Here is a 19,996-nt window from a genome sequence, read left to right on the forward strand (position 1 = left end):
ATAGCCATGATTATTTCAAAAAACAGTCTGTTACAGGGTTTATCCATACTGTTGTTAACCGCCGTTTCCAGTCAGGTCATCGCCCAAGGTGTGGGTTCTGGCATGATGGATAACATGCGCGGTGGACAGTCAGAGGCAAAGTCAGAAACAAACTCACCCATGAGTAAAGGTGGCATGGGCATGATGAGTGGCGGCATGCAAGGCGGCATGATGTCTGGCATGGGAGGTGGAATGATGGGCTCCTGCCCAATGATGGAAGGCGGCATGGGCATGATGGGAACTGGCATGCATGCGCAACTGACCCAGGAGCAACGGCTGGAAGTTCGCGAGCTCAGACACGCCCACCGTCCGACTCAATTCGAACAAATGGGCCATCTGATGAATCTGCGCGAAGATCTGATGGCAAAAATGTCATCAGATCGCCCGAACCCTGATGAAATCAAGGCACTGCACAGTCAAATTGCCGAGATGCATGGTGAAATGCTGGTTGCACGCATCAAACTGAATAACGCCATTCAGGATCTGTTGACGGATGAACAGCGTCAGACCTTGATAGAGTCGCCAGCGACCAACAGTGATGAGACAGACCACGCGGCTCACCACTGATCAGTCACAACACGGGCAGCAGGCCATCGCAGACGGAAACTCCGCGATGGCCCGATATCAACGCCAGACATCAAAGGGAGACAGATCATGTCAGCAGATGTTCATAACACACTATTCAAACTGACCGTTCCCGGCATGGGCAGTGACCACTGTGCCGGTATTGTCCGCCAGACACTCACTCGCCTTGATGGCGTGGGCGATATCCATATCAATATCGCCAACCACCGGGTGGAGGTTACTGTTCAGCCGGGTGGGCCGGATGGTGAGCAACTGCGCCTGGCTGTTGAAGGGGCTGGCTATGATGTCGCCGCCGTACGCAATGATGCACTGGATGATCAGGGCCCGGCAGATACAGAGATTGACGAAGCCTATCTGGACACGGCCAAAAAGCGCCTGTGGATTGCTGGTATACCCACCACACTGATCATGTTACTGATGATACCGCACATGTTTTGGCAACCGCTGCCGGGCTATCTGCTGATCGTTGTGTTGCTGGCATTCCCGGTGGTGTTTCTGTATGGCGGTGCAGCCACCCATAAAGCCTCATGGCGATCTCTGACCAACCGCACGTTCAATATGGATGTGCTGATCTCGATGGGCAGTCTGCCGCCCTACATAATCGGTCTGATCGGGTTTATCTACCCCATGACCTCTTTCGTGGAGATGGCCGCAACCATCATGACCTTCCATCTCCTCGGTCGCTACCTTGAGGCTCGTGCCAAGGGGCGTGCCTCTCAGGCGATCCGCAGTTTGTTAACGCTGGGTGCTAAAACAGCCCGTGTCGAACGTGATGGACAGGAGATCGATATCGCCATAGACGAGTTGCAGGTCGGCGATATCATGGTGTTACGACCCGGTGATAAGGTACCGACCGACGGCGAGGTAGTCAGCGGCGAAAGCCATCTGGACGAATCGATCGCCACTGGCGAATCTGTTCCGGTCTACAAAAGCACCGGAGACACAGTGATCGGTGCCACGATCAACAAGGAGGGTCGCCTGCATGTCCGGGCAACCCGCATCGGCAAGGATACCTTCCTGTCCCAGGTGGTGCGATTGATCGATCAGGCACAGGGGTCACGCGTGCCGATTCAGGAGTTCGCTGACCGCATGACGGGTCGCTTTGTCCCTGTAGTAATTCTGATATCGCTGGGTAGCTTATTCGCCTGGCTTCTGGCCGCTGACAGCCTGAGGCCAGTACTTGAATGGGGTGCCCTATTCCTGCCTTGGGTCAATCCAGAGGCCAGCTCACTGGTATTGGCGCTGCTCGCCGCGATTGCGGTGCTGGTTATCGCCTGCCCCTGCGCGCTGGGTCTGGCCACACCGACCGCCTTGATGGTGGGCTCCGGGATCGGCGCAGAGCGCGGTATCCTGATCCGTTCCGGTGAGGCGATTCAAACCTTCAAGGATGTCAAAGTGATGGTGCTGGACAAGACCGGCACCATCACCCGAGGCGAACCCAGACTGACCGATACCTACGCAGCGCCCGGTATTGAGGTGTCGCAACTGTTACAGATTGCCGCCAGTGTAGAAAATGCCTCTGAGCACCCGATCGCCCAAGCGATCGTGGCCGGTGCCCGAGAACAGGGCATAGCAGCTGAGCAGGTCACAGACTTCCGTTCTACTGGGGCACGAGGCGTTGCCGGAAAGGTCGACGGTGAGTCAGTTCTGATAGGCAACCGCCGCCTCCTTGAAGAGGAGGGCGTCGAAGGACTGGATGCTCTGGATGAAGAGCTGTCCCGACTCGAATCACTGGGCCGCACAGTCGTCACTGTGGCACTGAACGGTCAGGCTCTAGGCCTGCTCGCCGTCGCTGACACCATCAAGGCGGATTCAGTAGCCGCGATTCGTGGCATGCACGCACTGGGCCTGCATGTGGTGATGATCACTGGCGACAATGAACGTGCCGCTCGTGCCGTAGCCAGCGAAGTGGGCATTGATGAAGTTCAGGCAGGTGTGTTGCCGGAGGGCAAGGTGGATGCCATACGCAGGCTGCAGGAACAATACGGTAATAAAGTCGCCATGGTCGGCGACGGTATCAATGATGCACCGGCCCTGACACAGGCCAATGTAGGAATAGCCATCGGCGCCGGAGCAGATGTCGCCATTGAAGCAGCCGATGTCACCCTGGTACGCGGTGAACTGAGTGCCGTGGTCGAAGCGATGCACCTGTCTCGTGCCACCTTCGCCAAAATCGTACAGAACCTGATCTGGGCCAGTGCTTATAACGCTGCTGCCATCCCGCTGGCCGCTCTAGGTCTGTTGCACCCAATGATAGGCGTAATTGCCATGACGGCCAGCTCATTGTCGGTGATCGGCAACTCCCTGCTTCTCAAGCGGGTGAAACTGAGTGTGGATAAATGATCAGACAACAACATGACAGCGCCGCCTGACGGGCAGCACAGGAGAAACTCTATGACAGGCAAACATGGATACTGGACCAGCCTTCATGGCTTGGCAACACTCACACTGATTGGCGCAGCGCTCTACTTTCTCTTTGTGGAGCACGGCGCCCACCTACTTCCGTATTTCCCCTTTCTGATAATTCTGTTGTGCCCACTGATGCATATTTTCATGCACAAAGGCCACGGCAGACACGGTCACGAAGAACATAATCATCAGGATGCGGAAGCGGCCTATCGCCGCGGCCTGGAAGAAGGTCGAAAAGAAGGAGACAGACAATGAGCCACAATGAACATCGTTTAGGCGTTTCAGAAGTCAACCTGGTGACGCGTCATCTCGGGCTTTTGAAACCGATAGATAGCACAAAACTGAACGCCGCCATTGTAGAAATCGACCAACTATATGGTCTGGATAACGTTGCTTTCGACGAGGAATCTGGCAGGCTCGATTTTTCCTATGACGCATCCCGATTATGCATCGACTGCGTGGAAGAAATTCTGACAAAATACGGTATCCAACCCAGGCATGGCTTGTGGGCTCACTTCAAGGAAGAGTATTACCGCTTTGTCGATCAGAACATCAAGAACAATGCCCGGCATGAACCCTGGAGTTGCCATCGCACAAATAGCCATACTCGAAAATAAGGGTCTAAGCGTCATGCACTTATTTCTGCATATCGAAAAAGGATGAATGCGACAAGTCACTCACCACTCAAGGGTTGTATGCCCGGGTGTAGCACCCGCAGTATCTGGGCTTTATTCTGATCATGACCAGCATACCAAGACCTGAAGTCCGAGATAGGGCAATGGCACTTGTATGAAGCTGAGCTAAATCATTATTATATTGCGGTAGTCAGCCTTAGCCGCATTAAGCCGGATTTGTTGTATCTCCAGTTAGTCAGAGAGATTTATCAGTCTCAGCCTCAGCCTCAGCATGCTCCGCAGCCCAGACACCTGCCGCTTCAACTGCTACAGGCGATGCCGTCGGAATAACCCCTAAGTAACTTTCGGTTGCTTCCATAGGCACACTGACACTCTGGGTCATGCGGTAGAGCGCAAAGAGTGAGATGGCGGCGAAGGTGGCGCCAAGCACTGGCCAGAATGCAAAAGGCCCCAACTCTTGCATTGCCCAGCCTGTAAGCAGTGGACCTGTTATGGCACCCAGTCCGAAGGTAAAGACCAGACCCCCAGAGGCCGCTGGCATATCCTCGACCGAAAGCGCATCGTTAGTGTAAGCCAGGAACAGGGCATAGAGAGGCGTTGTCACCCCGCCCGCCAGGAAGGCGGCTGCCAGTAAAAGTCTGAAATCGCCACCGGAAAGCCAGCCCAGCGTACAGGATGTGGCACCCAGCGTAGCAGCAATGAAGATCAGTTTGCGTCGATCCATCCTGTCTGACAGCCAGCCAATGGGGTACTGCAGCAACAATGCTCCGGCAAACAGCATGGCAACGAATAAGGCTATCTGTCCTGACGTGAGACCTATCTGTGTGCCAAATACAGCACCCATACCTGCCTGGGTTGCATACACACTGCCTAGCAAAAAGATCCCTACAGTGCCAAGTGGTGAGCCTGAGAATAGGTCACGCAAACGCATCGGACGCGCAACTTCGACGGCTGGGACCGGGGTGACGGTCAGAAGGATGGGGGCAAAGGAGATGGATACAAGAATTGAAGCACCAATGAATAGCACTGAAGTCGCCGCATCACCCAGTGTCAGCAGTCCCTGTGCGCCGATTATTCCGAGGGTCTGTGCAATCATATAGGCCGATAACACCTTGCCGCGAGTCTCGTTAGTAGCGGCATAGTTCAGCCAACTCTCGGCGGTGACGTAGATGGCCGACATGCAGAAGCCGATTAAAATTCGCAGCAGCGTCCAGGCCCAGGGTTCGGTTAGCAAGGGAAAAGCGATAAGCCCAGCCGACATAAAGCTTCCCAGTGCCGCAAATACGCGTACATGACCTACCCGTTTGATCATGATTGGGGCAATACGGGCGCCAGACAAAAAGCCGACAAAATACCCTGAGGTGACAATTGCCAGTTCCGCAGCCGAAAAGCCCTCGATACCACCGCGCAGGCCAATCAGGGTAAAATGCATGCCATTGCCCAACATAATGAGCACAATACCGAGCAGCAGGGGCCAGACCCCGTGTATAACCTTGTTCATTCAATACCCTCAGCGGCGATATATTCTTTGCCTATTGTTCAGAGCGTCGCATGGATAGGTTGATGATGTCATCACTGTAGCGGCAGAATTATGCTGGTTTACGACAGGGGAGCTTGGTAACTGGTTGGCGCTAATGACTGGATAAAAACAACTGAACCTGTTTTCGGTTCCAAAGGGTTATTCAGGTGATTCAGAGATATTTTTACTATTGCAGATTTTACTTAAACAGGCACTCGGATTATCGGTCACCCATCAGCCAATAAGCACTCAACATTGAGTCAACGCCACTAGATGTATCGATTTATGCAAAAGTTAACGAGGAGTATATTCGGCAAATAGACCCAGCTTTAAGGTCGCGGGTTTTGCATAGTTGTTTTTCAGCCCAGCAACAGCTGTGTTCTTGACCTGGTACAATATAAGAAAAGCACCCTAAGGTGCTTTTCTTATATTCCTTGATAACGTGAATTTAGAACATCATTCTAAACTTAACACTGATCGATTGGTCTGTGAAATCTTTGCGAGAATCAATGTCGTAGCTCGCTGTAATTTCAGCGCCATTATTTAAGGTGCTGGTAATGCCTAATCCTAAGCGCTTAATCCAGGGGTCAGGCTTGATACCTGTCGTGGTGAAGCTGGCACCGCCACCGACAAAACTGGAGGTAATGGTAGCGGCCTCATTCATGGTGTCATAAGCAACACCCAGCTCTGCATCCAAGCGAGTATTATCGCCTACCTGTTGGCTCAACTTGGCACCCAGCCCAACCTCCAGAGCCTCTGCAGTCTCAGAGTTCACCTGATTGAGGAACGGAGTCACCGCCGCACTGCCTGTCTCGGTATAGCTATCGCTGTCCACACGGGTGTAATCGATTCGTGCAGTGGGCGCAATTTGTGTACGAGGTCCGAGGTCAAAGCTCTTGGCAATGCCGGTACCCACATGGACGCTGACGCTGTCGTAATCCGAGTTGGCAAGCCCTGCAACAGGGATAACCATAGTACGCTCGCCATCAGTTTTACTCAGGCCAACATCAGCCTGAAAATTCACTTCAGTACGATCATTAACAGCATAACTGCCGTAACCCACCATTTGGTAGCTGTCGATCTCGGCTGAGTTCAGGTTAGTGTTACCTGTGACATTGGTATTGCCGTAAGCAAACGCTACACCCAGGGTGGTGCGGTCATTCAGGTCCCCATCAAAGCCGAATACCAGCCCTTTGGAATGTCCATCGTAACCCACCACCTGGTTGCGATCGTCTTGATCATGCAAAGAGCCAAACACCTTGGCCCAGGCATGGGTATCCATTAGCATCTCATCACCTGAGTTCATACCGCTATTGGCGCTCGGACGATCCTGAATAATACGGTTGGTATTACCCAGAGCATTGAAGATAACCTGAGGCGTGGCGCCCACCAACAATGGCAGGGTTTGGCTTGCTGCCTCAGAAAGCTGTTGATCTGTAGTCAGACCAGCGAAATAAGCCAGTAACGCTGGATCTGCATCGATCACTTGGGCAGCCACGCCTGCCGGGGTATTACGCAGGGCTTGAGCTGCATCATACACTCGGGACGTTGAAACCCCGCTAATCACCAAGTTCCAGGTCTTACCATCATTATTTACATTAACGAGCTGATAGCTGATACCACTGATAGGCTCATAGTTTGTAATGGTGAGTGCCGAGTCAGAGGTAATTACATTGGTAAACGTACCAGCAGCCCAATTCTCACCATCTGCTATGCGCGCACCATAAGTGTCGAGGGTCGTGCCGCCAGTAATATTGGAGAAATCAACGGTTCCGTAGGTTGAAGCATCACTGAAATAGGTGACGTAAGTAGAAGGCAGATTGCCTCTGTAGGATAGATTACTTTGACTGTTTACTAAGGTGCCCAGAGAACCATTATTGAATATATCAGTGTCGTGATTCCCCGAAATAGTCCCGTAGTTATTTAGCGTAGTGAGGGTATTATCCATACCAATACCATGCCCATTACCCGTAATCGATCCATAGTTATCAACGGTAGTAACAACTGATCCCAAGGAGAGACCGTTTGCAGCCTGACCACTGATGGTGCCGTAGTTAAGGAGGCTACCAATGCTGCCTGTCTGACTCAAAATACCATGGTCATCACCAATTATCGAACTCCCAACATTATTGGTAAGGGTGCCTATATCAGCAGTATTGACCATATGAATGGCATGGACACCGGTGATCGCACCATTGTTGGTCAGACTGGACACTGTGGTTGAGAAGCCGTCACCCCACATACTGATACCGGCAGCAGACCCACCGCTGATCGTGCCATTATTGACCAAACTTTGGAGAGACGATGGGGCTGTAGCGGGAAACTGGGTTCCCAAGACAACCGCACCTACATCACGCGCCGCATTAAGTCCAGTCGAAGACAGCGTTACGCCACTGTCAATCGTGAGTGTGCCTGCAGCCGCATTCCTTATACGGACAGCATAGCTACTGGCACAATCCGACGTAGCGTTGTAATCCTGGCCTATGGTCAAATTCACATTACAGCCAACTGCAAATACATTGGAAGAAGCCGCACCAATTAAGCCAGCTACTGCTAGCGAAAGAGTTTTAACTCGAAGAAGGTGCCGCTCTTTTGTAATAGTTTGCATTTAGGAATCTCAATTATGCATTAAAGACCTTGAGTATACTTTTACTTGTTTACTCATACTATCTAAATGGACTACCCAGGAGAATAAAACAATCCGAAGCACATGCGCTGTAAGATTTTTTGTTTTTGTGCGGGTGCTTTTTCAAAGCGCTGACTTTGTCGGGGCGCTGGGCTATAGGAACTTGATCGCAGGCTCCCTAATGTAGTCATGATCATACCTCTAATTTGTGTCTGTAGAGGTGTTTAGTGCTTCTACTAAATGGGGGAGCAGAGGGGAGGTTGCGTTACGTAAGCCAACGTATCTCAGCGCAATAGCGGGTCAATATTCACCAAAAACAAAAAAGCCAAACCGTATGTTATTTACATAACATGTTGATTTGGCTTTAAAGTAATGGTGCCCGGAGGCGGAATCGAACCACCGACACGAGGATTTTCAATCCTCTGCTCTACCGACTGAGCTATCCGGGCTAACCGAGGCGCGTATTAAATTAAATTTGAGGCCTTACGTCAACACCTTTACTGAAATACTTATGTTTTTTTGCACAAAAGCCCCTTTAAAGAGGCTGTTGCTGGGTAATGCAATGAATATTGCCGCCTCCGAGCAGTATTTCACGTCCTGGCACCTGTACCACTCGATGCTCCGGGCAGAGTGACTGAATAATACGCAGCGCTTTGGCATCCATCGGGTCGTTGAAGCTGGGCATGACGATGCCGCCGTTACAGAACAGGAAGTTGATGTAACTGCCTGCCAGACGATTACCGGCCTGACGAGGTTTCGTGGCATCTATCGGATCAACACCTTCGGCTTCTTCGGCGGTCATATAGAGTGGACCGGGAAGCGGTAGCTTGTGCACTGTAAGTGGCCGCCCTTTGGCATCGGTCTGCTGGCTGAGGTAGTCCAGTGCCGCCTGAGAATGTGCGTACTGTGGATCCTGGGTATCATCTGTCCAGGCCAGCAGCACTTCACCAGGGGCGATAAAGCAGGCGATATTATCCACATGCTCGTCGGTTTCATCTTCGAAGATACCACGTGGTAGCCAAAGTACCTTGTCGATCCCCAGGTAGTTGCTCAGTTGTGCTTCGATATCCGCACGACTGAGATGCGGATTACGGTTAGGGTTCAGCAGACAGGCCTCGGTAGTCAGCAGGGTGCCTTCGCCATCCACATGAATGGCACCGCCTTCCAGCACGAAATCAGCGCGGTAACGGCTCAAACCTTCGATCTGCAGGACTTTGCGCGCAACCTGGTCATCCTTATCCCAGGGGAAGTACAGGCCGCCATTGAGTCCGCCCCAGGCGTTAAACTGCCAGTCAATGCCTCGCAGTTCCCCTGCCGGGTTCTTTACAAAAGTAGGGCCGGTATCACGCATCCAGGCATCATTGGTGGATAGCTCGATAAGCCGTATACCAGGGGCTTCAGCCAAGTGAGCAGCAGCATTTTCATACTGGGCCGCAGAAACACCCATCGTGACGGGTTCAAACTCGGCTATGGCGCGTGCTACGGCTGCAAAGGCTTGCTGGGCCGGTTTTGCGCCCAGGCGCCAGTTGTCTGGGCGTTCCGGCCAGATCATCCAGGTCTGGGCGTGAGGGCGCCATTCAGCAGGCATGCTGAAGCCATCCTGGCGTGGTGTGGTATCCAGTGTTCGGCTACTCATTGATGGTTTTTTCCGTCCTTAGTTAGTAACACCTGAAACAAATCAGGTCGGCGGTCACGGAAAATGCCCCAGTTATGGCGCTTGTGGGCAATGGCGTCGAGATCGAAACTGTGCACCAGAATGCCGCTGCTATTGCGATCCAGCTCAGCCACTTTTTTGCCGGTTTCATCTGTAATAAATGATGAGCCGTAAAAGGTGATGGATGAGTCACCTTCGGTTTCTATGCCGGTGCGATTGCTGGCGATCAGAGGCACCAGATTGGCACCGGCATGGCCGCACTGCACTGTCTGCCAGTGATCACGCGAGTCCAGACTGGTATCTTGCGGCTCGCTGCCGATAGCGGTGGGATAAAACAGCAGTTCAGCACCCATTAGCGCCATAGCTCTGGCGCACTCCGGATACCACTGATCCCAACAGATACCCACACCGATGCGGCCATAGGCGGTATCCCATACCTTAAAGCCTGTATCACCCGGGGTGAAGTAGAATTTCTCTGAATAGCCCGGACCATCAGGTATGTGGCTTTTTCGGTAGATGCCTAACAGGCTGCCATCGGCATCGATAATGGCGATACTGTTATAATAGGCGTTGTTGCAACGCTCATAAAAGCTGATGGGTAAAACCACCTGGAGTTCGGCGGCGATGCGGCTAAAATGGGCAAGCGCCGGATTGTCTTCAAGGATCGTTGCGAAGGTCAGATAATCATATATCTGCTTCTGGCAGAAGTAGCAGCGCTCGAACAGTTCCTGTAACAGAATAATCTGCGCCCCTTGCGCATGGGCCTGGCGCACCAGGGCTTCGGCGCTGGCTATGTTCTCTTCGACATCCCAGCCGCAGGGCATCTGGGTGGCAGCAACGCTGACTTTACGCATAGTGAAACAAACTCCTGAATTAAACCCCTGAATTAAATGCCTAGCCGGTCACGCAAATTGTAGTAGAGGGCTCCCATGGCTGTAAAAGGCACGCGGAATAGCCGTCCACCCGGGAAGGGGTAGTGTGGCAGACTGGCAAAGGCATCAAAACGCTCGGCCTGGCCCTGTATGGCCAGTGCCAGTGATTTACCCGCCACATGAGTAAAAGTGACGCCGTGGCCTGAGCAGCCCTGTGAGTAGTAGATATTGCTGCCGATTCGCCCCATCTGTGGCAGCCGCGACAGGGTCAGTAAGAAATTACCTGTCCAGGCGTAATCTACCTTGATTTTGGCCAGCTCTGGAAAGGTCTTCTGCATTTTCGGGCGAATAATCCGTTCGATATCGGCCGGATCTCTGGCGCCATAGACCACGCCACCGCCGTAGATCAGGCGTTTGTCGCCGGATAAGCGGTAGTAGTCCAACAGGTAGTTACAGTCCTCAATACAGTAGTCTTGCGGGATTAAACGCGCGGCTTGTTCATTGCTTAGCGGTTCGGTGGTAATTACCTGAGTGCCGCAAGGCATGGATTTCGATGCCAGTTGTGGCAGCAGGTCGCCAAGATAAGCATTGCCCGCCACCACAGCAAAGCGGGCCTTCACGGAACCCTGAGCGGTAACCAGTTCTACCGGCTCACCGGGTTTAATCTGGGTAACAGCCGAGTGTTCGTAGATTTGCCCCCCGAGTGATTCCAGTGCAGCGGCCTCCCCCAATGCCAGATTGAGTGGATGAATATGTCCGCCGGTATGATCCAGTACCCCTCCGACGTAGCGCTCGCTGTCTACAACGCTCCGTATCCCCTTGGCATCAAGTAGATCAAGCTGATCGTAACCGTACTTTTGCCACAGGGTTTGCTGGGTTTCCAGATGCTTCAGTTGTTGGTTAGTGATAGCGGCCATAACACCGCCTTCTTTCAGGTCGCAGTCAATGGCATAGTCTTTAACGCGTTGGCGAATGATCTGTGCGCCTTCAAAGGCCATTTCCGCCAGCAGTTTGAGATTACCTGGGCTGGCCTGCTTTTCGATCGCATCAAGATCTCGGCTGTAACTATTGACGATCTGACCACCATTGCGACCAGAAGCGCCCCAGCCAACGCTGGCCGCTTCAAGCACAACCACTTTATAGCCAGCTTCAGCCAGAAACAGCGCTGTAGAAAGGCCGGTATAACCTGCACCTATCACACACACATCAGCGTCGACCTGGCCTTGCAGGGCGGGTCTGGGCGGTGTGGGATTGGCAGAGGCGGCATAATAGGATGGAACCGGTTCAAAAGCTGTCATCACAACCTCACTGTCGGAAATTAGCTGTCAGTCTATGCCAGAAAAACCTATCTTGAAAGCAGGTTCCTGGCTGAATTAACCTGCTATGATTGTTTCATATATTCAGCCTACGAGGTACTTATGTCTACACCTAAAACGCGTCAGGAGTGGCAAGAACGAGCATCTACCCTGGATTTCAATGGGCAGGCATTTATTAACGGTCAGTTTTGCCCAGCGGTGTCCGGCGAAACCTTTGCATCGATCAGCCCACTGGATGGCAAGATTCTGACGGAGGTCGCCAGCTGTGATCAGGCAGATGCCGACCTGGCGGTGATTGCGGCCAGGCAGAGCTTTGAATCCGGTGGCTGGAGTCAGTTGGCTCCGGCTAAACGCAAAAAGGTACTACTGCGCTTTGCCGAACTGATCCTGGAAAATCGTGAAGAGCTGGCATTGCTGGAAACGCTGGATATGGGCAAACCTATCAGTCACGCTCTTAAAGGTGATGTGCCAGCAACCGCGCGGGCCATCAGTTGGACCGCCGAAGCGATCGACAAGATCTATGATGAGCTGGCACCAACACCGGCGAATCAGATCGGCATGGTGACCCGTGAACCTATCGGTGTGGTCGCGGCTATCGTACCCTGGAATTTTCCGCTGATTATGGCGGCCTGGAAGCTGGCGCCTGCACTCGCTACCGGAAACTCGGTCATTCTTAAGCCTTCGGAAAAGTCGCCCTTGAGCGCTATCCGTCTGGCGGCGCTGGCACAGCAAGCCGGTATCCCGGACGGAGTATTCAATGTGTTACCGGGCTATGGGCATACCGTGGGCAAGGCATTAGCGCTGCATCAGGATGTTGACTGTCTGGTGTTTACCGGCTCTACCGGTGTGGCCAAGCAGCTAATGATCTATGCGGGCGAATCAAATATGAAGCGCGTGTGGCTGGAAGCCGGAGGCAAGAGCCCGAATATTGTCTTTGCCGATGCGCCGGACCTGGATCGTGCTGCCACTGAAGCGGCCTCAGCTATTGCCTTTAATCAGGGTGAAGTTTGCACAGCAGGCAGTCGTTTGCTGGTGGAAGCCAGCATTAAGGATGAGTTTGTACTGCGCGTGGCCAAAGCATTGAAAGCCTGGCAGCCGGGCCACCCTCTGGATCCACAAACCACCTGTGGTGCCATAGTTGATCAGCAGCAACTGGAGCGGGTTATCAGTTACATCGAAGCCGGTGTGCAGGAGGGCGCAACGCTGGCCGAAGGCGGCAGTCAGGTGTTGCAGGAGAGCGGTGGCTACTTCGTGCAGCCTACGCTGTTTGATAATGTAACCAATCAGATGAAGATCGCGGCTGAAGAGATCTTCGGACCGGTGCTGTCGGTGATTCCTTTTGACACCGCGGAAGAAGCTATTGCGATTGCCAATGACTCTATCTACGGGTTGGCCGCCGCCGTCTGGACTGCGGATATTAACAAGGCGCACAAAACCGCCAAGGCACTGCGTGCCGGTAGTGTCTGGATCAACCATTATGATGGTGGCGATATGACCGCGCCTTTCGGTGGCTTCAAGCAGTCAGGCAATGGACGGGATAAATCCCTGCATGCTTTTGACAAGTATACCGAGCTGAAAGCTACCTGGATTGAGCTTTCTTGAGTGTAAGTGCTTACTTGAAGCTTGAGGTAGATAGGTGGATAGGTACGTAGAGAGCAACTGGAAAACACAGCTCTATACGCTGTTGGATGCCTTGCCGTCGGATCGGGTAATCAGTTATGGCGGGCTGGCGCGTCAGTTGGACGGTGTTAATGCACGTATGGTGGCACGAGCAATGGCCAACTTACCCCAAGGCACCACTCTGCCCTGGCACAGGGTTATTCGCAGTGATGGTCAGCTTGCCGATCATGCCGGTGCTGCGGAGCAGCGTGCCCGGCTGTTGGCGGACGGGATTCTGCTGCAGGGTAACCGGGTACCCAAACGTTATTTCCTGTAAGCCTTGCTGAAATGCCAGCCCCTGCCCTGAGTCGGGAAAGGGGCCAGGTATTGAGTTTAAGAATGCAGGCTGGGTAGCAGAGACGGCGGTACCAGGGCACTTAAACGCTGGGTGAGTAACAGGTCGATAGCGGCCTGGATATCCGGAGCAAAAAAGCGATCCTTATCATAGTAGCTGACTTGTTCACGCAGCCATACGCGCGCCTGCTCCAGGGATGCCGTGGTTTTTAGACCCTTGCGGAATTCCAGACCCTGGCAGGCTGCCAGCCACTCAATCGCCAGGATACCCCGGGTATTCTCGGCCATTTCCCATAGGCGTTTGCCTGCATTAGGCGCCATGGAAACATGATCTTCCTGGTTGGCCGACGTAGGCAGGCTATCGACACTGTGCGGATGTGCCAGGGCTTTATTATCGCTGGCCAGGGCAGCCGCTGTGACCTGCGCGATCATAAAACCGGAGTTGACCCCACCGTTTTCAACCAGAAAAGGGGGCAACTGAGACATGTGCTTATCCATCATCAAGGAAATACGCCGCTCTGTCAGTGAGCCGATTTCGGCAATCGCCAGCGCAAGATTATCGGCGACCATAGCCACGGGTTCCGCATGGAAATTGCCACCGGAGATGATGTTGCCGGACTCGGCAAACACCAGTGGGTTGTCGGAAACGGCATTGGCTTCCACCAGTAATACGTCGGCAGCCTGGCGTATCTGGGTCAGGCAGGCACCCATCACCTGAGGCTGACACCGCAATGAATAGGGGTCTTGCACCTTGTCACAATGGCTATGAGAGTCGCTGATGGCGCTGCGTTCCTGTAACAGATGTCGATAGGCGGCGGCCGCATCGATCTGGCCCTGTTGTCCACGTATTGCGTGGATTCGTGCATCAAAAGGACTGCGTGAACTCAGGGTTGCCTCGACCGTGAGTGAGCCACAGACAGTGGCGGCGGCATAGAGGTCTTCAGCTTCAAACAGGCCACGTAAGGCATAGGCCGTTGAAACCTGTGTGCCGTTGAGCAGTGCTAGCCCTTCTTTGGGGGCCAGGGACAGCGGCTGTAGCCCAGCTAGTTCAAGAGCTTGCATTGCGCTGATCCACTCGCCACGGTAACGTGCACGTCCCTCTCCCAGTAGCACCGCACTCATGTGAGCCAGGGGTGCCAGATCGCCCGAGGCCCCGACAGAGCCGCGTAAAGGAATGCAGGGGTAAATTTCCAGATTGATCAGCTTGATCAGCGCATCCAGTACACTACGGCGAATACCGGAGAATCCACGTGCCAGGCTGTTTACCTTGAGCACCATAATCAGCCGCACCAGTTCATCTGAGATGGCATTACCCAGCCCGGTTGCATGTGACAGCACCAGTGAACGCTGCAGACTCTCCAGATCTTCATGTTTGATGCGCGTTTGTGCCAGCAGACCAAAGCCTGTATTGATGCCGTAAACGGTGCGATCTTCAGCAACCACCCGGTTAACACAGGCAACAGACGCTTCAATGGCGCTATCAGCACTGGCGGGTAGCGCAATCTGGATTGGCTGACTGTAGACCTGTCGCAGATGTGCCAGTGTCATCTGTCCTGGCAGAATGCATAGCTTATTCATTTAACATCTCCCTGAGCCGTGATCATCGGAAGATCAAGGTCGTTCTCCTGAGCACAGTTTATGGCAATATCATAGCCCGCATCGGCATGACGCATCACTCCTGTGCCCGGATCGTTGCGAAGTACGCGACCTAAACGGCTATGCGCGGCATCGGTCCCATCAGCGACTATCACTACGCCTGCGTGCTGGGAGAATCCCATGCCCACTCCACCGCCATGGTGCAGGGACACCCAGGTGGCTCCTCCGGCGGTGTTCAATAGTGCGTTCAGTAGCGGCCAATCGGATACAGCATCGGAACCATCCAGCATACTTTCGGTTTCACGGTTAGGGCTGGCGACTGAACCCGAATCCAGGTGATCCCGGCCAATTACTACCGGTGCCTTAAGTTCGCCCTGGCGAACCATCTCATTGAAGGCCTGTCCCAGGCGTACACGGTCTTTCAGGCCGACCCAGCAGATACGTGCAGGCAGGCCCTGGAAGCTGATCCGCTCGCGCGCCATGTCCAGCCAGTTGTGCAGGTGCGGGTTGTCAGGGATCAATTCTTTAACCTTGGCATCGGTCTTGTAGATATCTTCCGGATCGCCAGAAAGCGCCGCCCAACGGAAGGGGCCTATACCCTGGCAAAATAACGGGCGAATATAAGCGGGTACGAAGCCGGGGAAATCGAATGCATTGCTAACGCCCTCTTCCTTGGCCATCTGTCGAATATTATTGCCATAGTCGAAGGTGGGTATGCCTTGTTGCTGGAAGGCCAGCATCGCCTGAACATGTACCGCCATCGACTGTTTGGCCGCCTTGACCACAACATCCGCTTCGGTTTTACCCCGTGCTACGTATTCATCCCAGCTCCAGCCCGAAGGCAGGTAACCGTGTAAGGGATCATGGGCACTGGTCTGATCGGTGACCATATCAGGGCGCACCCCGCGGCGTATCAGTTCTGGTAGTATGTCAGCCGCATTGCCACACAGGCCGATAGAGACGGCCTGGCCTGCCTCGGTGTAGTGTTTGATGCGGGCCAGTGCGTCATCAAGGTCTTTGGCCTGCTCATCCAGATAGCGGGTGCGCAGACGAAAATCGATACTGCTTTGCTGGCATTCAATATTGAGTGAGCAGGCACCCGCCAGTGTTGCCGCCAGTGGCTGCGCGCCGCCCATACCGCCTAAACCGGCGGTTAGAATCCAGCGGCCCTTGAGGTTGCCATCGTAGTGCTGGCGTCCTGCTTCCACAAAGGTTTCGTAGGTGCCTTGTACAATCCCCTGAGAGCCAATATATATCCAGGAGCCCGCAGTCATCTGGCCATACATCATCAACCCTTTGCGATCCAGTTCGTTGAAATGCTCCCAATTGGCCCAGTGAGGAACCAGGTTTGAGTTAGCGATCAATACCCGAGGTGAATCCGGGTGAGTCTTGAAGACCCCGACCGGCTTGCCAGACTGTACCAGCAACGTTTCATCCATCTCCAGACGCTTGAGCACCTCAACGATCTTGTCGAAGCAGGGCCAGTCGCGCGCGGCACGGCCTATCCCACCATACACTACGAGGTCTTCAGGTCGTTCAGCGACATCCGGATCCAGGTTATTCATCAACATGCGCAGGGCCGCTTCGGTCAACCAGCTTTTACAGCTTAGCGTGCTGCCGGTTGGAGCATGGATGACACGCGACGTATCGTGGCGCAGATCTTGTGTGTGGGGCTGTGGGGCATTCATGCAATTCTCCTCATTGTTATTGTTCAGTTATTGATGATTCATTGGCTGCAGGGTTCAGGGTCATCTGATGAATCAGACGCGCGCCCAAGCGTGCGGTATGTGCATCGATATCCAGACCGGGGTTCAGTTCAGCCAGGTCCATGAGCCGCAATTTGCCACTGTCACGTATCTGTATTAGCAGGGGCTCGATCACCTCCAGACTGACACCTCGTGCAGCAGGCGCACTAACCCCCGGGGCCTGGGCTGCTGGAAAAACATCCAGATCGATGGTCAGGTAGAGGTGGTCGCACTGGTTGATAAAATCCTGCAGACGCTGGTGCAGTTCTGGTAGATGCCACAGCGTCATTTGCAAATCTTCTTCGAAGTACGCGCCGAGCGTTTTTGCGCGTGCAAACAGGGCCGGGGTGTTGCTCATGCGACTGACACCCAGGCATGCATATTGGAATTTCCATTGATGGTGAGTACAAACTTCGGCTATTTGGGCGAAAGGTGTTCCTGAAGAGGTCGGCTGACAGTGCGGATCGCGCAGGTCAAAGTGAGCATCGAAATTGATGATGCCGATCCGAGGTTTGTCTGGGCTGGCTCCCAGGTGCTTAGCTAATCCTGACCAACTGCCAAAGGCGATTTCATGTCCACCGCCAAGCAGGATTGGCAGGTGTCCCTGATTCAGCAACTGGGCTAGATGATCCGCCAGGTCGGCCTGGGCTTGTTCTAAGTTATCCTGTTCACAGAGGATGTCACCACACTCATACAAGGGAGCCGTTTGTAGCCAGGGCAGGTTACCTAGCTGCTGGCGAAGTGCTTGTGGGCCGAGTGCGGCCCCGCGGCGCCCCTGGTTCCGCTGCACGCCTGCATCACACGGAAATCCCAGCAAGGCTATGCCAGGCGGGCTGTCTGGCTGTACAGGTTGAATTTTCTGGTGCCAGCGCAGGCTGTTTGCTTCAGGGTCATGACGGCCTGTCCAGCACTCCATGAGTGTGTCTGCTGTTCTGAGTGTCATGCGGTAACCTCGCCATTGAACACGCGTTGCTTCAGGCGGCCGGGTTGGATGGCATAAGCCAGTTCAGCCGGGCTGTTGACGTCCCATACACAGAAGTCAGCCGTCCGGCCTGGGGATAGCAAACCGGCTGTCTGCGAAAGTCCCAGCGCCAGCGCGGCATGATGGGTGACGCCCTGCAAGGCTTCGGTTGGTGTCAGTCGGAACAGCGTACAGGCCATATTCAGCATCAGACTGAGCTGAAAAATAGGCGATGAGCCTGGATTACCATCGGTCGCAACGGCCATAGGGACTCGATACTGGCGCAACAGATCGATTGGCGGCACTTGGGTATCCCGCAGCGTGTAAAAAGCGCCCGGTAGCAGAGTGGCCACTGTGCCGGATTTGGCCATGGCCGCGACACCCGCTTCATCCAGGTGTTCAATATGATCGGCTGACAAGCCCTGGTAGCGTGCCGACAAGGCTGCTGCCCCCAGGTTCGATAGCTGTTCAGCGTGGGCCTTAACGGGAAGTTTGTGCGCTTGTGCCGCTTGAAAGACACGCTCACACTGTGCTGGACTGAAGCCGATCCCTTCACAAAATACATCGACGGCGTCCGCCAGCTTTTCAGCGGCTGCCTTGGGAATAATCTCATCGCAGATCAGATCGATGTAAGCGTCGGCATCCTGTTGATATTCTGGCGGCAGAGCATGAGCCGCCAGCAAGGTGGTGACGACATGGATAGACAACTGGTGTCCCAGACGACGAGCGACACGCAGCATTTTCAGTTCATCCACCAGATTAAGACCATAACCTGACTTGATCTCAACTGTGGTGACACCATCTGCAATCAGGGCTTGAATACGCGGCAGAGCCGCTTCAAATAAGGCCTGCTCTGAGGCTGCGCGCGTGGCACTGACCGTGCTTAGAATGCCGCCGCCACGCCTGGCAATCTCTGCGTAGCTGAGCCCTTCCAGACGTTGCTCAAACTCGTTAGCGCGTGAGCCTGCAAAAACCAGGTGGGTATGACAGTCAATCAGACCGGGTGTCATGACACCACCCTGACAGGTTTTTTCGGCCGTATCACGCAGGTCGGCTGGCAGCTGTGACATGGGGCAAATCTGCTGGATTTTGGCACCTTCAACCAGAACGGCCATTTTTTCAGCATGGGTTTTCAGGCCATCAAACAGAGTGATGTCTTGCCATAGATGTCGCTTGACGGTTTGACGGCACATGCCTGACTCCATTTGTCATTATATTTGTATATACAATTGATCATTTGAGCAGATCTGTCAAGTATTCACGCCGGACTTTTTTTGTTTTCCTGTATGACGATGTACCGCTGGAAGGCTAAATCTTTAATGTATATACATTAAAGATTATCAGAGTGAAGTGAAGTTTATTGGCGAGTTGTGTGGCTGCCGGTTGAGGAGCGTAATTTATAGCGGTCGCCGGGATGCAGTAACCGGGCATAACTGATCAGGTGATCACCTGACCAGGTGCGACGGATCATGCTCAGGCAGGGCTGGTGTGGGGAAATATCCAGCCATTGCGCTGATTGAGTATCTGGCAGGACGGCTTCAACCACATGCTCAAGATCGGTGATCGGACAGGCGGACACCAGTACTTCATTAGGTGTCTGCCGGGAAAAATCCGAGGTTAGATAATCCGGTACCCAGCGGGGATTGACGTAACGGCTTTCCAGTTGGATCGCCGTGCGGCTTTCTCTATGTACGATAATGCTGTGGTACACGTGGCTACCGACACGTACGCCCAGCCGCAAGGCAATTTCATCGTCAGCACTGACCTCTTCACAGAGCAGTACGGAATTGCTGTATTCATGGCCACGCAAGCGGACCTCTTCAGCGATATTGTTGACTTCCGCCAGCGGTGATTCAGACTTTCGGTCGGTGACAAAGGTACCCAGACCCGCTTGACGGACCAGATAGCCTTCCTGAACCAGGTCGCGAATCGCCTTGTTGGCTGTCATGCGACTGACACCAAAATCACGAGCCAGTTGTTCCTCTGGCGGTATCTTGTGGTGTACAGCAAACTGACCGGCATGGATGGCATCCAGCAGGTATTGTTTAATCTGTAAAAAGCGCGGTGTCTGACTAGTCACATAGCA

16 protein-coding genes and 1 tRNA gene are annotated in these 19,996 nt (G+C 53.7%); 6 read left to right on the forward strand and 11 right to left on the reverse strand.

Going from position 1 to position 19,996, the window contains the following annotated elements:
• Positions 1 to 6: 6 nt before the first annotated feature.
• From F5I99_RS00450 to F5I99_RS00465, 4 genes are all read left to right on the forward strand, one after another.
• Positions 7 to 606: a Spy/CpxP family protein refolding chaperone gene (locus F5I99_RS00450; RefSeq protein WP_151053156.1), complete on the forward strand. Its 600-nt coding sequence runs from the start codon at positions 7 to 9 to the stop codon at positions 604 to 606.
• 87 nt (positions 607 to 693) lie between these two features.
• On the forward strand, positions 694 to 2,967 hold the full coding sequence (locus F5I99_RS00455) for a heavy metal translocating P-type ATPase (protein WP_151053157.1): 2,274 nt from the start codon (positions 694 to 696) through the stop codon (positions 2,965 to 2,967).
• A gap of 51 nt (positions 2,968 to 3,018) precedes the next feature.
• Positions 3,019 to 3,288, forward strand: a complete 270-nt coding sequence (locus F5I99_RS00460; protein ID WP_151053158.1) for a DUF2933 domain-containing protein — start codon at positions 3,019 to 3,021, stop codon at positions 3,286 to 3,288.
• On the forward strand, positions 3,285 to 3,650 hold the full coding sequence (locus F5I99_RS00465) for a cation transporter (protein WP_151053159.1): 366 nt from the start codon (positions 3,285 to 3,287) through the stop codon (positions 3,648 to 3,650). Before F5I99_RS00460 ends, F5I99_RS00465 begins: the two co-directional genes overlap by 4 nt.
• Positions 3,651 to 3,903: 253 nt before the next feature.
• Here F5I99_RS00465 and F5I99_RS00470 read toward each other — a convergent pair whose 3' ends face one another.
• From F5I99_RS00470 to F5I99_RS00495, 6 genes are all read right to left on the reverse strand, one after another.
• Complete coding sequence (locus F5I99_RS00470; RefSeq protein WP_151053160.1) at positions 3,904 to 5,169, reverse strand: MFS transporter; 1,266 nt, start codon at positions 5,167 to 5,169, stop codon at positions 3,904 to 3,906.
• Positions 5,170 to 5,635: 466 nt separating this feature from the next.
• Positions 5,636 to 7,795 (reverse strand): autotransporter family protein, encoded by a 2,160-nt coding sequence (locus tag F5I99_RS00475; protein ID WP_151053161.1) that lies wholly within the window; start codon positions 7,793 to 7,795, stop codon positions 5,636 to 5,638.
• A 391-nt stretch (positions 7,796 to 8,186) separates the two neighbouring features.
• Positions 8,187 to 8,262, reverse strand: a tRNA-Phe gene (locus tag F5I99_RS00480).
• A gap of 86 nt (positions 8,263 to 8,348) precedes the next feature.
• Complete coding sequence (gene aguA / locus F5I99_RS00485; RefSeq protein WP_151053162.1) at positions 8,349 to 9,449, reverse strand: agmatine deiminase; 1,101 nt, start codon at positions 9,447 to 9,449, stop codon at positions 8,349 to 8,351.
• A complete protein-coding gene (gene aguB, locus F5I99_RS00490) occupies positions 9,446 to 10,321 on the reverse strand; it encodes an N-carbamoylputrescine amidase (RefSeq protein WP_151053163.1) in 876 nt (291 codons plus the stop codon). Before aguB ends, aguA begins: the two co-directional genes overlap by 4 nt.
• 32 nt (positions 10,322 to 10,353) lie before the next feature.
• Positions 10,354 to 11,637: an NAD(P)/FAD-dependent oxidoreductase gene (locus F5I99_RS00495; RefSeq protein WP_151053164.1), complete on the reverse strand. Its 1,284-nt coding sequence runs from the start codon at positions 11,635 to 11,637 to the stop codon at positions 10,354 to 10,356.
• A gap of 120 nt (positions 11,638 to 11,757) precedes the next feature.
• On the opposite strand from F5I99_RS00495, the gene F5I99_RS00500 reads away from it, so the two are divergent.
• Together F5I99_RS00500 and F5I99_RS00505 are read left to right on the forward strand one after the other, a co-directional pair.
• Positions 11,758 to 13,257: an aldehyde dehydrogenase gene (locus F5I99_RS00500; protein ID WP_151053165.1), complete on the forward strand. Its 1,500-nt coding sequence runs from the start codon at positions 11,758 to 11,760 to the stop codon at positions 13,255 to 13,257.
• A 34-nt stretch (positions 13,258 to 13,291) separates the two neighbouring features.
• Positions 13,292 to 13,591: an MGMT family protein gene (locus F5I99_RS00505; RefSeq protein ID WP_151053166.1), complete on the forward strand. Its 300-nt coding sequence runs from the start codon at positions 13,292 to 13,294 to the stop codon at positions 13,589 to 13,591.
• Between the two features lie 56 nt (positions 13,592 to 13,647).
• Here F5I99_RS00505 and hutH read toward each other — a convergent pair whose 3' ends face one another.
• The 5 genes from hutH to hutC all read right to left on the reverse strand — a co-directional run bounded on the left by hutH (position 13,648) and on the right by hutC (position 19,990).
• Positions 13,648 to 15,186 (reverse strand): histidine ammonia-lyase, encoded by a 1,539-nt coding sequence (gene hutH, locus F5I99_RS00510; protein WP_151053167.1) that lies wholly within the window; start codon positions 15,184 to 15,186, stop codon positions 13,648 to 13,650.
• A complete protein-coding gene (gene hutU / locus F5I99_RS00515) occupies positions 15,183 to 16,892 on the reverse strand; it encodes a urocanate hydratase (RefSeq protein ID WP_151053168.1) in 1,710 nt (569 codons plus the stop codon). The genes hutH and hutU overlap by 4 nt, the downstream gene beginning before the upstream one ends.
• Before the next feature lie 16 nt (positions 16,893 to 16,908).
• The gene (gene hutG / locus F5I99_RS00520) at positions 16,909 to 17,892 is read right to left on the reverse strand and encodes a formimidoylglutamase (protein WP_225307491.1); all 984 of its coding nucleotides are present in this window, start codon (positions 17,890 to 17,892) and stop codon (positions 16,909 to 16,911) included.
• Positions 17,889 to 19,103 carry an imidazolonepropionase gene (hutI, locus tag F5I99_RS00525; RefSeq protein WP_151053169.1) on the reverse strand — a complete coding sequence of 405 codons (1,215 nt, stop codon included), beginning with the start codon at positions 19,101 to 19,103 and terminating at the stop codon, positions 17,889 to 17,891. The genes hutG and hutI overlap by 4 nt, the downstream gene beginning before the upstream one ends.
• 164 nt (positions 19,104 to 19,267) lie before the next feature.
• The gene (hutC, locus tag F5I99_RS00530) at positions 19,268 to 19,990 is read right to left on the reverse strand and encodes a histidine utilization repressor (RefSeq protein ID WP_151053170.1); all 723 of its coding nucleotides are present in this window, start codon (positions 19,988 to 19,990) and stop codon (positions 19,268 to 19,270) included.
• Positions 19,991 to 19,996: the final 6 nt, after the last annotated feature.

Origin of the sequence: Nitrincola iocasae (assembly GCF_008727795.1) — a bacterium.
Taxonomy (GTDB): Bacteria; Pseudomonadota; Gammaproteobacteria; order Pseudomonadales; family Balneatricaceae; genus Nitrincola; species Nitrincola iocasae.